Annotated in this window: 11 protein-coding genes; 3 read left to right on the top strand and 8 right to left on the bottom strand. The window is 58.7% G+C overall.

All coding sequences use genetic code 11. From position 1 onward, the window contains the following. Position 1: 1 nt before the first annotated feature. From ACR0J7_RS06225 to ACR0J7_RS06200, 6 genes are read right to left on the bottom strand one after another with little or no spacing between them, the layout of a single operon-like run. The gene (locus tag ACR0J7_RS06225) at positions 2–934 is read right to left on the bottom strand and encodes a 2-hydroxyacid dehydrogenase (protein WP_480913599.1); all 933 of its coding nucleotides are present in this window, start codon (positions 932–934) and stop codon (positions 2–4) included. A 15-nt stretch (positions 935–949) separates the two neighbouring features. Continuing rightward, positions 950–2089, bottom strand: a complete 1140-nt coding sequence (rodA, locus tag ACR0J7_RS06220) for a rod shape-determining protein RodA (RefSeq protein ID WP_209506418.1) — start codon at positions 2087–2089, stop codon at positions 950–952. After that, a complete protein-coding gene (gene mrdA, locus ACR0J7_RS06215; protein WP_480486706.1) occupies positions 2086–4035 on the bottom strand; it encodes a penicillin-binding protein 2 in 1950 nt (649 codons plus the stop codon). Before mrdA ends, rodA begins: the two co-directional genes overlap by 4 nt. Continuing rightward, the gene (locus ACR0J7_RS06210; RefSeq protein WP_480832246.1) at positions 4032–4568 is read right to left on the bottom strand and encodes a rod shape-determining protein MreD; all 537 of its coding nucleotides are present in this window, start codon (positions 4566–4568) and stop codon (positions 4032–4034) included. Before ACR0J7_RS06210 ends, mrdA begins: the two co-directional genes overlap by 4 nt. Then, positions 4561–5463, bottom strand: coding sequence for a rod shape-determining protein MreC (mreC, locus tag ACR0J7_RS06205; protein ID WP_209506411.1), 903 nt, complete (start codon positions 5461–5463; stop codon positions 4561–4563). Before mreC ends, ACR0J7_RS06210 begins: the two co-directional genes overlap by 8 nt. 58 nt (positions 5464–5521) lie before the next feature. Then, complete coding sequence (locus tag ACR0J7_RS06200; protein ID WP_039523195.1) at positions 5522–6568, bottom strand: rod shape-determining protein; 1047 nt, start codon at positions 6566–6568, stop codon at positions 5522–5524. A gap of 155 nt (positions 6569–6723) precedes the next feature. Between ACR0J7_RS06200 and ACR0J7_RS06195 the strand changes: the two genes are divergently transcribed. Next, positions 6724–7509, top strand: a complete 786-nt coding sequence (locus ACR0J7_RS06195; protein WP_480486707.1) for a 23S rRNA (adenine(2030)-N(6))-methyltransferase RlmJ — start codon at positions 6724–6726, stop codon at positions 7507–7509. Positions 7510–7614: 105 nt separating this feature from the next. Here the strand turns inward: ACR0J7_RS06195 and ACR0J7_RS06190 are convergent, their stop codons facing one another. After that, positions 7615–9183, bottom strand: a complete 1569-nt coding sequence (locus tag ACR0J7_RS06190; RefSeq protein WP_480913597.1) for a 2-isopropylmalate synthase — start codon at positions 9181–9183, stop codon at positions 7615–7617. Between the two features lie 290 nt (positions 9184–9473). On the opposite strand from ACR0J7_RS06190, the gene ACR0J7_RS06185 reads away from it, so the two are divergent. Further along, the gene (locus tag ACR0J7_RS06185) at positions 9474–10139 is read left to right on the top strand and encodes an SDR family NAD(P)-dependent oxidoreductase (RefSeq protein WP_480545928.1); all 666 of its coding nucleotides are present in this window, start codon (positions 9474–9476) and stop codon (positions 10137–10139) included. A gap of 4 nt (positions 10140–10143) precedes the next feature. Here the strand turns inward: ACR0J7_RS06185 and ACR0J7_RS06180 are convergent, their stop codons facing one another. Next, the gene (locus tag ACR0J7_RS06180) at positions 10144–11625 is read right to left on the bottom strand and encodes an MORN repeat-containing protein (protein ID WP_480899291.1); all 1482 of its coding nucleotides are present in this window, start codon (positions 11623–11625) and stop codon (positions 10144–10146) included. A 153-nt stretch (positions 11626–11778) separates the two neighbouring features. On the opposite strand from ACR0J7_RS06180, the gene ACR0J7_RS06175 reads away from it, so the two are divergent. After that, the gene (locus ACR0J7_RS06175; RefSeq protein ID WP_480483248.1) at positions 11779–13437 is read left to right on the top strand and encodes an NAD+ synthase; all 1659 of its coding nucleotides are present in this window, start codon (positions 11779–11781) and stop codon (positions 13435–13437) included. Positions 13438–13551 lie beyond the last annotated feature (114 nt).

Below are 13551 nucleotides of genomic sequence, written 5' to 3'. Positions count from 1 at the left end.
GTCAGTAGCCCAGCGTGCGGTCGACCAGGTGCACAAAGGGCTCGCCGGATTCCCCGCGCCGGATGTTTTCGCAAATGACCTGTGCGGCAGTGACCGGGCGGGTCTCGGACGCGATATGCGGGGTCACGGTGACATTCGGATGCGCCCAATAGGGGTGATCGGCGGGCAAGGGCTCGACACGGAACACATCCAGCGTTGCGTGGCCCACCTGGCCCGAGTTCAGGGCATCCAATAGCGCATCATCATCAATCAGCGGCCCGCGTCCCGGGTTGATGATCCGCGCACCTTTGGGAAGCAGGGCCATCGTTTCCGCATTCAGCGCGTTTTCAGTGGCAGGTGTATCGGGCAGCAACAAGACTACGATTTCGGCATGAGAAAGCGCCTGGCGCAGCCCTTCGGCACCATGCAGGCAGGTTACACCGGGGATGTCCTTGGCTGTACGGCTCCAGCCTAAGACCCGAAACTCAAGCGCGGTCAGCGCGCGGGCCACGGCTTCGCCCAATGCTCCAAGCCCCAGAATACAAACGTTGCGCTCTTGCGCCAGCGGCGGGATATCTGGGGTCCAGACACCGTCCTGTACCGTGATTTGCCGGTCCATCCCCAGATGGTAGCGCAACACGTGGCCAACCACCCACTCGATCATGCCTTGCGTCAGACCGTGATCCACCATCCGCGCCAACGGAACGGTCAGTGTTTCGTTACCCACGATTTTTTCGACACCGGCCCAAAGGCTCAGCACCGCTTTCAGGCGCGTGAAAGGTCTGAAATCCTGTACCCCTCCGTTTGGGGCGTAAACAACGTAATCGACCTGATCCGGTTCGAACTCGGTTCCTAGCTGGACGTCCAGACCCGCCTCATCAAGATATTGTGTCAGCAGCGGCTGATACACCGGCCAAAGGGCAGGCCGCGCGGAAAACAGGACGTTCACAGACATCAGAGCCCTTTCAGATCAACGGGGGCGGTGAATATGGGCGCTTTGGACGATGCCAAAGGCTGCCATCAGAACCAGCATGGCCGAGCCACCATAGCTGACCATTGGCAGTGGTACACCCACGACAGGGGCCATACCCATTACCATCGACATGTTGACGGCGAAAAACAGGAAGAAGTTCAACGCGATACCCAGCGTGACCAGAGATGAAAACCGGTCCTTGGTTGCCAGGGCCGTGACCATGCAGAAAACCAGAATCAAGGCATAAAGGGTCAACAGGGTCGTTCCCCCGACAAACCCGAACTCTTCGGCCAACGTCGTGAAAATGAAATCGGTATGCTTCTCGGGCAGGAAGTTCAGGCGGGACTGCGTGCCTTGCATGAAACCACGCCCGTTCCATCCCCCGGACCCCAAGGCAATCTTGGACTGGGTAATGTGGTATCCGGCCCCCAATGGGTCGGTGGACGGGTCCAGAAAGGTGTCGATGCGCCGAAACTGATAGTCCTTCAATAATTGCCAGTCGGTCCCACGGCTGTTGAACACAGCGGCGATCAGGCCCACGACAGCAGCAATAACGGCGGCAAAATAGGCCCAGTGAACCCCTGCCAGAAACATCAACCCACCTCCTGCGGCCAGAAGCAGGATGGATGTGCCAAGATCGGGCTGTTTCAGAACCAGCAAGGTAGGCAGGATGATCAGGACAACCGGGATAAGAACCCAAAGCGGACGAGACGTTTTGTGCGAGGGAAGCCAGTCGTAATAAGCTGCAAGCAACATGACCAGCGTGACTTTCATGACCTCTGAGGGTTGCAGGCGCATAAACCCAAGGTCGATCCAGCGCTGCGCACCCATGCCGATGGTGCCGAACAGTTCAACAAATACCAGCAAAGCCACCGAGCCGAGATAGGCCAGCACCGACATGTTGCGCCAGAACCAGATCGGAACCAGTGCGATGATGAACATCACTGTCAGGCCAAGCCCGAAACGTTCCATTTGCGGCTCGGCCCAGGGCGTCCACGAACCGCCCGCAACAGAATACAGCATCAGAAAGCCCGCGCTGGCGGTGCTGATCAGCAGCAACGTCAGCGGCCAGTTCATATACAGGAACTTGCGAAACCCCGACGGCGTGGATTTGACGGCATATTCAAGATAGCTCATGCACGGTCCTTTCCATCCGGTCGCGCCTTGGGGCGCTTGTCACCCTCCAGCCGTTTTTGCTGTTCCTTGATGCGTTCGCGGTCGGCGACGGGGTAGGCTTCAAGCGGCGGTGTGCCGTCATAAAGAGCTTGCAGCATGATGTCGCGTGCAACCGGGGCTGCGGCTGTGGACCCGCCGCCGCCATGCTCAACAACCACGGCCACGGCGTATTTTGGGTTGTCATACGGTGCAAAGCAAACGAACAGCGCGTGGTCGCGACGCTCCCACGGCAAGTCCTCGTTTCGGATCACGCCTGCGGCCCGTTCTGCTTTGGTGATGTTTCGAACCTGGCTGGTTCCGGTTTTCCCCGCCATCCGGAACTCATCCGCGATGATGCGGCTTCGATATGCCGTTCCCCGCCTGTCATTCGAGACCGAGAACATGGCCTTGCGGACCTGTTCCAGATTGTAAGAATTAAGGCCCAGTGGTTCTCCGGCGCCCGAGGGTTGTTCAACACCGTCGATCGAGCGTACCAGGCGCGGCGTGACTGCGCGACCGGTGGCGATGCGGGCTGCCATTACAGCCAGTTGCAACGGCGAAGCCAGCATGAAGCCCTGACCGATGGACGCGTTGGCCGTATCGCCCACAAGCCACTCCTGACCGTGCGTGCGCCGCTTCCATTCCTGATTGGGAGCCAGCCCATCTGCCACCGCCGACATCGGGATGTCATGCTTGACCCCCAGTCCCAATGTGCGGGCCATGTCAGAGATCTTGTCGATGCCAACCCGCAGAGCCACGTCATAGTAATAGACATCGCAGCTGCGTTTCAGCGAAAGGTTTAGGTCGACCGTCCCGTGCCCGCCACGCTTCCAGCAATGGAAACGACGGCTGCCGACCTTCAGGTGTCCGGGGCAGTACACGGTATTGCCGGGGGAAACTACGCCAGCTTCCAACGCGGCCAGCGCGGTGACCATCTTAAAGGTCGATCCCGGAGGATATGTGCCTTGCACGGATTTATTCGCCAGCGGTCGGTACTTGTCCTCTGTCAGTGCCCGGTAATCTGCGACCGAAATGCCACGAACAAAAAGGTTCGGATCGAAACTGGGTGCAGAGGCGACCGCACGCAAGTCACCGGTTTCGCAGTCTATGACAACTGCGGCCGCACTTTCACCCGCCAGTCGCGCCTGTGCATATTGTTGCAGATCAGCGTCGATGGACAGTTGCAGGTCTGCGCCGGGTTGTCCTTCCTGCCGGTCAAGCTCGCGCATGACGCGGCCCGTCGCGTTGACCTCGACCCGCTTTGCACCGGCCTTGCCGCGCAGTTCGATTTCCTGCTTGGCCTCAAGGCCAACCTTTCCAATCTGGAACCTTGGAATGCGCAATACCGGCTCAGGGTCTTCTATCTTGCTGAGGTCATAGTCGCTGACCGGGCCGACATAGCCCACGATATGTGCGAAATCCTCGTATCGTGGGTATTGCCGTGTCAGGCCGACCTCGGGCGTTACGCCCGGCAGCGCCGGAGCATTGACCGCAACCTTCGAGATATCCTCCCACGTAACCTGATCCGCCAGCGTCACCGGCAGAAACGGGGCCGAGCGGCGCATTTCAGTCCTGGCGCGCTCGATCTCATCTTCGTTCAGAGGGATCAGTTCCGACAGTTTGGCGATGACTTTTTCCACGTCATCGGCGTCTTCACGAACGATGACGATGCGATAGGAAGGTGAGTTCTGGCCGATGATCTGGCCGTTCCGGTCATAGATACGCCCACGGGTCGGCGGGATAAGCCGGATGTTGATACGATTTTCTTCGGCCAACAGGCGGTATTCGTCGGCCTGTTCGACCTGCATGAACCGCATTCGTGCGGCCAAACCGCCTATGAACACCGCCTGTAGGCCACCCAGCAACAGCGCTCTGCGTGGCAGGCGCTTATAGGCAAGGCCCTGGGACTTGGGTTTACGCTGTTTCATGCCCGGCTTCCCACAGCGCTGACATCAGCAGCGGATATGCGGCGAACCCCCAACGCGCTTTGGCTAAGCATCACGACCAACGGGTAGACAGCGACCGTCAGCACAAGCTGAATCACGACCGGCCCCAATGCGGCCTGTTGCACGGACATCACCGATAGTACGACCCTGTTCATCAAAATGACCGCCGTGATCACAATGCCGACAGACATCCATTCTCCGGCAAATCCCGCATCCCTCATACCCAACGCCGCTGACCGCAAATAGGCCGACCCGACTACGGTCAGCGCTGCCAAAAGGCCCGGTGGACGTTGCAGTAGAAAGTCGGCCATCAGCATGACAAGCGCAACCAATACAGTCGGGACGTAATCGGGCCGTCGCAACACCCAGGCAAAAGTCAGGGCAATCAGGACGTCGGGAAAAGGCCAGCGATCGGGTTGAGCGTCCAACGGCAACAGATGCAGAAACAGCACAGCAAAAGCCAGCAAGGCATAAAGGCTGCGCATGGCCCAGATTTGCGAGGCCGGTCTATCCATCGCTGACCTCATCCGGGGTCAGCGCCGCCTCTGGGCGGGTGGGGCCTACGATACTGCCCGGATCCTGAATGGGCGGAGCCGAGTGAAACCGCAGAACCCTGAGAAATTCGAGCCTTTCGAAATCTGCCGACAGGCGGACCCGCAGGCGCCCCCCGGGATCTGCCGCGATTTGACCGATCAACAGGCCCGCAGGAAACACGCCACCATCACCCGAAGTGATCACACGGTCCCCGGGGCGAACCAGCTCGCGGTTTTCAAGAAACTCCACCGCGGGCGCGGGGTTGTTGTCGCCTTTGATCAGCGCGGTCTGGCCAGAAGGTTGAATGGTTGCGGGAATCGCGCTGGTGGCATCCGTCACAAGGATCACGCGTGCCGTGTCAGGGCCAACACCTGATATCCTGCCGACCAGGCCAATGCCGTCCATCGTGGCCCATCCATCCACGATCCCGTCACGCTCTCCGACATTCAGCAGAACGGATTGCCGGAATGGCGACCCGCTGTCGGCCATGACAACGCCGGTGATATAAGTCAGACGCGGGTCAAGGCGGACATTGTTCAAATCCAGCAGTCGCGCGTTTTCCTGTTCAAGCTGCAAAGCAGCCTCTTTCCAGGCGCGCATCAGGCGCAGTTCGCTACGCAGTTCCCGGTTCTGCTCGCTCAGGCGCTGATAGCTTTGGAAGTCACGCACCAGATTGACGGCGGCAGTCACGGGGACCATGGCCCATTCCATCGACGGTACAACCGTATCCACGATCCGCGCGCGGAACCGTTCAACGCGCGGGCTGTCGATGCGCCACAGAAGGAAGATACCAAGCAGGCACAGCACAACAATCCCCAGCAACAAACGTCGCAGGGGGGTCGTGTACTCATCGCGCTGTGATCGGTCTTTTGCCACAGGTTACCTTCCCGTGCTGCTCGCGCCGATATAACCCTATCTTCCGAGGGTGCGCGCCTTAGCTTTCGTAGTCAATCGCGTGGCGCAGCTGTTTTTCATATTCCAGTGCTTTGCCGGTGCCCAAAGCCACACAATTCAGGCTTTCGTCCGCAATGGATACCGCCAGGCCGGTCTGTTCGCGTAGGGCCAGGTCCAAATCGCCCAGCAGCGCGCCGCCGCCGGTCAGCATCACACCACGGTCGACAATGTCCGCAGCCAAATCGGGGGGCGTTGTCTCAAGCGCGGTCATAACCGCCTCGCAGATCTGTTGCACGGGCTCTGACAGCGCTTCGGCCACCTGGGCCTGGCTGATCTCGATTTCCTTGGGCACGCCGTTCAACAGATCACGCCCCCGGATATGCATCGACTGACCGCGCCCGTCGTCGGGCATGCGGGCGGTACCAATGGTTGTCTTGATGCGTTCAGCCGTGGATTCACCTACCAGCAGGTTCTGCTGGCGACGCAGGTAGGAAATGATGGCCTCGTCCATCCGGTCACCACCAACGCGGACCGAACGGGCATAGACAATGTCTCCCAACGACAGAACAGCAACCTCGGTAGTGCCCCCGCCAATATCAACAACCATGTTGCCGGTCGGGTCGGTGATCGGCATGCCGGCCCCGATTGCGGCCGCAATCGGTTCGGCAATCAGGCCCGCGCGACGGGCACCTGCTGACAGGACCGACTGCCGAATTGCACGTTTTTCGACCGGGGTTGCGCCATGAGGAACGCAGACAATGATCTTGGGTTTCGAGAAGGTCGAGCGTTTGTGCACCTTGCGGATGAAGTGCTTGATCATTTCTTCGGCAGTGTCAAAATCCGCGATCACACCTTCGCGCATGGGGCGGATGGCTTCGATCGAACCGGGCGTCCGACCCAGCATCAGCTTGGCATCTTCGCCAACTGCCAGAACTTTCTTCACACCGTCCTTGACGTGGTAGGCCACAACCGAAGGTTCAGACAGGATGACACCGCGCCCCTTGACGTAAACCAGCGTGTTTGCTGTTCCAAGGTCGATAGCCATGTCCGCTGTGAACAGGCCGCCCAGATTGCCAAAGATCCCCATGTTTTCCCTGATCCTGTAATGTCGGTTTTCTACTGCCCGCGACTCGACGGTTCCGGGACGGATGACTTATAGGGTGCCATCACGCCCGGTAAAAGGGCTGATTCCGCGACAATCAGCACCTTTCCGCCTTATTGAATGGGACTTTAGAAGGCAAAATGCTCTCTTATCAACACATTTACCACGCCGGGAATCTGGCGGATGTCCAAAAGCACGCTTTACTGGCGTGGGTGCTGGATTATCTGACACGCAAGGACAAGCCGCTCAGCTATATCGAAACGCATTCCGGGCGTGGGTTGTATCGGTTGGATGCAGACGAATCCATTCGGACAGGAGAGGCAGAGGCAGGGATCGGTCGCGCACAGCGGGAAGGGTGGTTCGGGCCCGACCACCCGATGGCGCAGGTCCTGAAGCAGGTAGAGGCCCGGTACGGCGACATGGCCTATCCAGGATCGCCGATGATTGCTGCGACTATGTTGCGGGAACAGGACAGTTTGCACCTCGCGGAACTGCACCCACAGGAATTTGCGGCCCTGTCGTTGGCGATGTCGCCGTTTGGGGCGAAAGTCTATCAGCAGGATGGGTTCGATCTGGCGCAGTCCTTGCTGCCTCCAGCTCCGCGCCGGGGCATGATGCTGATTGACCCCAGTTACGAGGTGAAAGCCGATTATGACCGCTTGCCCGGCATTATCGCCAAGCTGCACCGCAAGTGGAATGTGGGCGTGATTGCCCTTTGGTACCCGATCCTGACGGACAATCGACATGCTGGGATGACTGCGGCTCTCAAATCGCGAAACTACCCCAAAGCAATTTGCCACGAAGTGACATTCCCGCCTGCGCGTGAGGGGCACCGGATGATTGGGTCAGGTATGTTTGTTGTGAACGCGCCGTTCTGTATCGGCGACGAAATGAACCGCCTTTCCAAGCTTTTCGCGCAGCTTTAGCAGCAGACGAGACGCTGGTCGGGATAAAGCACCCAATCCATCACCGTGGGTCGTGTTGGATTTTCCGGGCAACCAAACTTGCGGTTGCCCGGATGATTTATGCAATCACGTCAGGTCTTTATAGCTGATCTCGCGCGCATCCGCGCCTGGTCCAGCTTTTTCACGGCGCACAATCAGGCGGTTGAGAGCGTGGATATAAGCCTTAGCTGACGCCACGACGGTGTCGGTGTTTGCCGACTGGCCGGTTGCGATCATGCCATCCTCTTCCAGGCGCACGGAAACCGTCGCCTGTGCGTCCGTGCCCTCGGTTACGGCATGAACCTGATAAAGCTGAAGGCGTGCCGTGTTGGGATAAATCGCACGGATCGCCTTAAAGGTCGCATCCACCGGGCCGTCGCCATGTTCAGTGGCGGTTTTGTCCACGCCTTCAACCTCCAGCTCGACCGTCGATTCCGCCTGACCACCCGTGCCGCAAGTCACCTTCATCGAAACCAGTTGCAGGTGGTCGTCAGCCTCGTCCAGCGTCATCAGTGCAATGAGATCGTCGTCGAACACCTCTTTCTTGCGATCTGCCAGATCCTTGAACCGGACAAAGATATCCTTGAGCTGGTTGTCGCCCACCTCAAACCCCAGCGTTTCGAGCTTGTCGCGCAAGGCTGCGCGGCCCGAATGTTTGCCAAGCGGCAAGGATGTTCCCGAAAGACCAATGTCCTCAGGACGCATGATTTCAAAGTTTTCGCGGTTTTTCAGCATCCCGTCCTGATGGATGCCACTTTCATGGGCAAAAGCGTTCTTGCCGACAATTGCCTTGTTGAACTGCACCGGAAAGCCCGAGACCGTCGCAACCCGACGCGAGATGTGCATGATCTTGGTGGTGTCGATGCCAGTGTGCCACGGCATGATATCGTTGCGCGTGCGCAGTGCCATGACAACTTCTTCCAGCGCCGTGTTGCCAGCGCGTTCGCCCAGACCGTTGATGGTGCATTCAATCTGGCGGGCACCACCTGCCACAGCGGCCAGCGAGTTCGCGGTCGCCATGCCAAGGTCATTGTGGCAATGGGTGGCAAATATCACGTCATCCGCCCCCGGCACCGTTTCGATCAGACGCTTGATCAGGTCCGCGCTTTCCACCGGAGCGGTATAGCCCACCGTATCCGGGATGTTGATCGTGGTTGCCCCGGCCTTGATTGCGATCTCGATCACACGGCAAAGGTAATCCCATTCGGTTCGCGTCGCGTCCATCGGGGACCACTGCACGTTTTCGCACAGGTTGCGCGCATTGCTGACCGTTTCGTGGATCTTGTCGGCCATCTCGTCCATGGTCAGGTTCGGGATGGCGCGGTGCAGCGGCGAAGTGCCGATGAATGTGTGAATGCGGTTCTTCTCGGCGTGTTTTACCGCCTCCCAGCAGCGGTCGATATCGGCAAAATTTGCACGGGCCAGACCGCAGATGCGGCTGTTTTTCGACCGCTGTGCAATTTCGGTCACAGCCTTGAAATCGCCTTCGGACGCGATGGGGAAACCGGCCTCGATGATATCGACGCCCATGTCGTCCAGCAGCTCGGCGATTTCGAGCTTTTCGTCATGGGTCATGGTGGCGCCGGGGCTCTGCTCGCCGTCGCGCAAAGTGGTATCGAAGATCAAGACGCGGTCTTGGTCGGTCACGTTGGTCATGGGGTTCTCTTTCTTCTTCTGTCCTAAAGCCTATGGCGCGCTGGCGTCCTCCTCTGAGCGGGCGCGCCGGATGGCACGCTCAGAGGCGGATTAGGATCAGTAGGCCACGCAGCGACGCACCGCGAAGGGCGGTGTCGACACAAGGGATATCTGCGCGGTTGATCATGGGATTGAGGTTATACAGAGCCCGCCGGGAATGAAAAGAACCAATTTGCAATACGCGAACTTCTGGCAACTGCCCTTGTTTCGACCGCCTTGATTGTTTGCACAGCGCCGCTAGCTGATCATGGATGGAAACTGCATTGATAATTGGTGCTTCTGGCGGGATAGGCGCAGCTGTTACCGGACGGCTGGTTGAGCAGGGCGTTTCGGTCACGCGGTTGTCCCGGTCGGAGGACGGCTTTGACCTGACCGATCCGGACGGGGTGATGCTGAAGCTTGAAAACCTACCAGGTCAGTTTGATCTGATTCTGGTGGCTTCGGGCGCCTTGGAGATAGACGGCTCTGTGCCGGAAAAGACCATTCGGGCGATTTCAGCCAACGCCATGATGGATCAGTTTGCGTTGAATGCCGTTGGTCCGGCATTGGTGCTAAGCCACGCGTATCATCTGTTGCCGCGACAAAGACGATCTGTATTCGCGGTGCTTTCGGCGCGGGTGGGATCAATCGGGGATAATCGGATAGGTGGTTGGATCAGCTACCGAGCGGCCAAGGCAGCGGTCAATCAGGTCGTCCATACCGCCGCAATTGAATTGGCCCGAACACATAAACAGGCGATTTGCGTCGCCCTTCACCCCGGCACGGTAAAAACAGAGTTCACGAACAAATACCTAGGTCGTCATCCTGCCGTCGAACCTGAAGCCGCCGCCGATAACCTGTTGAACGTGATACGCGGGTTAACGCTCGCTGATACCGGAGGGTTCTATGATTGGGCCGGTAAGCGGGTCCCGTGGTGAGCCTTCACCCGTCCGAGGTTCCGGTTGCCTCAGTATTTGCATCAGGGTTGGGTTGCGGGGCAGGGGTGTCAGCGTCGCTCTGCTGGTCCGAGGTCTGATCTGGCAACACGCCGTTTTCCCAGACACCGCTTTCCTCCTGGCCGTTGGCATAGCGCATCGTCCCACTGCCTTGCCGTTTGTTGTCGACAAAGCTGCCCTCATACACATCCCCGTTCGAGTAGGTGGCGGTACCCACGCCGTTGATTTTTCCGTCCGACCAGTCGCCCGTATACTTGAACCCGGCAGGGGTTACGATTTCCCCTTTGCCGTGCCGTTTTCCGTTCAGGAAATCACCGGTGTAGACCGTGCCATCGGAATAGGTCGCCTTGCCTTTGCCCTGACGCACGCCTTCAACCCAGTCGCCGTCATATACCGAGCCATCTGCGCGCGTAACCACACCCTTGCCGTGGCTTTGCGCGTTTTTGAATTGGCCTTTGTAGATTATACCATTGGTATAGGTGGCCGTGCCCTGACCCTCGATAACACCCGCGATCCATTCGCCTTCATAGGTCGATCCGTCCGGATAGGTGATGCTGCCGTTTCCTTCGGCCAGATCGGCAACAAAATCGCCGACATAGACAGATCCATCCGGATAGGTCACTTCGCCAAGACCTTCAATCTGCCCGGCGTTCCAGTCGCCGGTATACACAAAGCCGTCCGTTCCGGTGAACGTTCCTTTGCCGTGGCGACGGTCGTCGACAAAATCGCCTTCGTACACATCCCCTTGGGCGTGGGTCACTTTGCCCTTGCCGTGGCGGCGCCCTTCTTGAAGTTCGCCTTCGTATACATCGCCATTGGAATAGGTCAGGCTGCCCGTCCCGGTGATCTGGTCCCCGGACCAATCCCCTGAATACACCATTCCGTCGGGCATCGTCTGCGTGCCAGTGCCATCGCGCATGCCTGCGCTGACGTCGCCCTCGTAAACGCTGCCATCGGCATAGGTGATCCTTGCTTTGCCCTGCCGCTCACCGTCGACCCAGTCGCCGTCATAGATATATCCGTCGGGAAAACTCAGCACGCCCTTGCCATGTCGCTGGGCGTTCCTGAATTCACCCTCATAGCGCGTGCCGTTCGTGAATTCAGCGATGCCGGTGCCGTTGATTGACCCGTTGGACCAATCGCCCTCGTAGCTGCTGCCATTGGCATAGATAATCTTGCCGCGCCCTTCGGGCTGACCCTTGGCGAACAGGCCTTCGTAGACTGACCCGTCGGGGTAGTGTGTCGTACCCTGACCCTGAATCTCGCCTTCTACCCACTGCCCCGTGTACTCAAACCCATTCGGCAGCCGATACGTTCCTGTCCCGTGCCGCAACCCGTTCTCATAAGTGCCTTCATAGACACCGCCAACTTCATCATCCTTGACGATGACGGTCCCGTCCTGCGCGAAAGCAGTGGCAGCTGTCAGGCTCATCCCCGCCGCCAAAATTGAGTTTCGGATCACGTTCATTTCTGGTCCTGTCTGCCCGGTCGTCGCTGGTGATATCTCTTTCGCAAAACTAAGGTACCGTTGCGGGCAGAGCAACGGCTTTTGCCGCATTGGTCTTTTACTCGCGCGGTGATCTGCTAAATGGCAATAGGACTTACGAGGCAAGAGGGCAGCATGGCCGACCGTTTCCGCATCACTCTGGCGCAACTGAATCCGACCGTTGGCGATATCGAAGGCAACGCGGCAAAGGCCGTTGCGGCATGGGAGCAAGGCAAGGCAGCGGGCGCGGATCTGGTGGCCTTCCCCGAGATGTTCATCACCGGCTACAACACGCAGGATCTGGTTCTCAAACCGGTATTCCACCGCGCAGCCATGGCTGCGGTCGAAGCGCTGGCCGCAAAATGCGCTGAAGGTCCTGCAATCGCCATTGGTGGTCCCTGGGTCGACGATGGAAAGCTGTACAACGCCTACCTGATCCTGAAGGGTGGCCGGATCACCAGCAAGGTTCTGAAGCACCACTTGCCGAATGAGACGGTGTTCGACGAAGTGCGCTTGTATGATGCGGGTCCATTGGGTGGGCCGTATTCGGTAGGGAATTTCCGGATTGGCAGCCCGATCTGCGAAGACAGCTGGCACCCGGACGTGGCAGAAACGCTGGAGGAAACCGGGGCCGAGTTTTTGTTGATCCCCAACGGGTCGCCTTATTTCCGGGATAAATACGATGTGCGACTGAACCATATGGTCGCGCGCGTGGTCGAAACCGGCTTGCCGCTGATCTACTTGAATATGGTTGGCGGGCAGGATGATCAGGTCTTTGACGGTGCCAGCTTTGGCCTGAACCCGGGCGGGGAACTGGCGTTCCGGATGCCTGTTTTTGACGAACTGCTCTCGCAAGTCGATCTTGAGCGCGGCGAAGACGGCTGGCGGATCGCATCAGGTGAAATCGTGCCTCAACCGGATGAGTGGGAGCAGGATTATCGCGCAATGGTGCAGTCCCTTCGCGACTATATGGGAAAAACCGGTTTCAAGAAGGCGCTGCTGGGCTTGTCCGGCGGGGTCGATTCCGCGCTGGTTGCGACCATTGCGGTCGATGCCATCGGGGCCGAAAATGTCCGCTGCGTGATGCTGCCGTCGGAATACACCAGCCAGGCCTCGCTTGACGATGCCGAGGCGGTCGCCAAAGCGCTGGGCGTGCATTATGACTACGTGCCGATCTCGGACAGCCGCGCAGCCGTCACCAGCACTTTGGCACCGCTGTTTGCAGGGCTGGATGAAGGGTTGACCGAAGAAAACATTCAATCCCGCCTGCGCGGGTTGCTGTTGATGGCGATCTCGAACAAGTTCGGCGAAATGCTGTTGACCACCGGCAACAAATCCGAGGTCGCCGTGGGCTATGCCACGATCTATGGCGACATGAACGGCGGCTATAATCCAATCAAGGATCTGTACAAGACCCGTGTGTTCGAAACCTGCCGCTGGCGCAATGCCAATCACCGAGACTGGATGATGGGCCCTGCAGGCGAAGTGATCCGTCCCTCTGTCATCGACAAACCGCCCAGTGCGGAACTGCGCGAAGATCAGAAAGACAGCGACAGCCTGCCGGATTACCCGGTGCTGGACGGAATACTTGAGATCCTGGTCGATCAGGACGGATCGATCGCGGATTGCGTCGCCGCCGGGTACAACGAAGCAGATGCGCAGCGGGTCGAACATCTGGTCTATATCAGCGAGTATAAACGGTTTCAGTCCGCCCCCGGTACGCGCCTGAGCAACCGCGCGTTCTGGCTGGACCGGCGGTATCCGATTGTGAATCGCTGGCGTGATCGCCCCTGATTGCCGCAATTCGTGCGCTGACTTGGAAACAGTAAAGTTTCCCTCCCTTTGATTGTTTTCCGATTTCTCGTTATGGGCCTGCCACGGGCGCGAAAACCGGCCTCTGACTTGTCG

The organism is Ruegeria sp. O4 (assembly GCF_056535125.1).
The sequence above is the reverse complement of the archived record's forward strand: the minus strand, read 5'-3'. Positions and strand labels throughout refer to the sequence as shown.

Coding starts and splice junctions, on each gene's coding strand:
- ACR0J7_RS06195 (WP_480486707.1), top strand. CDS start 6,724: ATGCTCTCTTATCAACACATTTACCACGCCGGGAATCTGGCGGATGTC.
- ACR0J7_RS06175 (WP_480483248.1), top strand. CDS start 11,779: ATGGCCGACCGTTTCCGCATCACTCTGGCGCAACTGAATCCGACCGTT.
- ACR0J7_RS06185 (WP_480545928.1), top strand. CDS start 9,474: ATGGAAACTGCATTGATAATTGGTGCTTCTGGCGGGATAGGCGCAGCT.
- ACR0J7_RS06180 (WP_480899291.1), bottom strand. CDS start 11,625: ATGAACGTGATCCGAAACTCAATTTTGGCGGCGGGGATGAGCCTGACA.
- mrdA (WP_480486706.1), bottom strand. CDS start 4,035: ATGAAACAGCGTAAACCCAAGTCCCAGGGCCTTGCCTATAAGCGCCTG.
- ACR0J7_RS06190 (WP_480913597.1), bottom strand. CDS start 9,183: ATGACCAACGTGACCGACCAAGACCGCGTCTTGATCTTCGATACCACT.
- ACR0J7_RS06200 (WP_039523195.1), bottom strand. CDS start 6,568: ATGGGGATCTTTGGCAATCTGGGCGGCCTGTTCACAGCGGACATGGCT.
- ACR0J7_RS06225 (WP_480913599.1), bottom strand. CDS start 934: ATGTCTGTGAACGTCCTGTTTTCCGCGCGGCCTGCCCTTTGGCCGGTG.
- rodA (WP_209506418.1), bottom strand. CDS start 2,089: ATGAGCTATCTTGAATATGCCGTCAAATCCACGCCGTCGGGGTTTCGC.
- ACR0J7_RS06210 (WP_480832246.1), bottom strand. CDS start 4,568: ATGGATAGACCGGCCTCGCAAATCTGGGCCATGCGCAGCCTTTATGCC.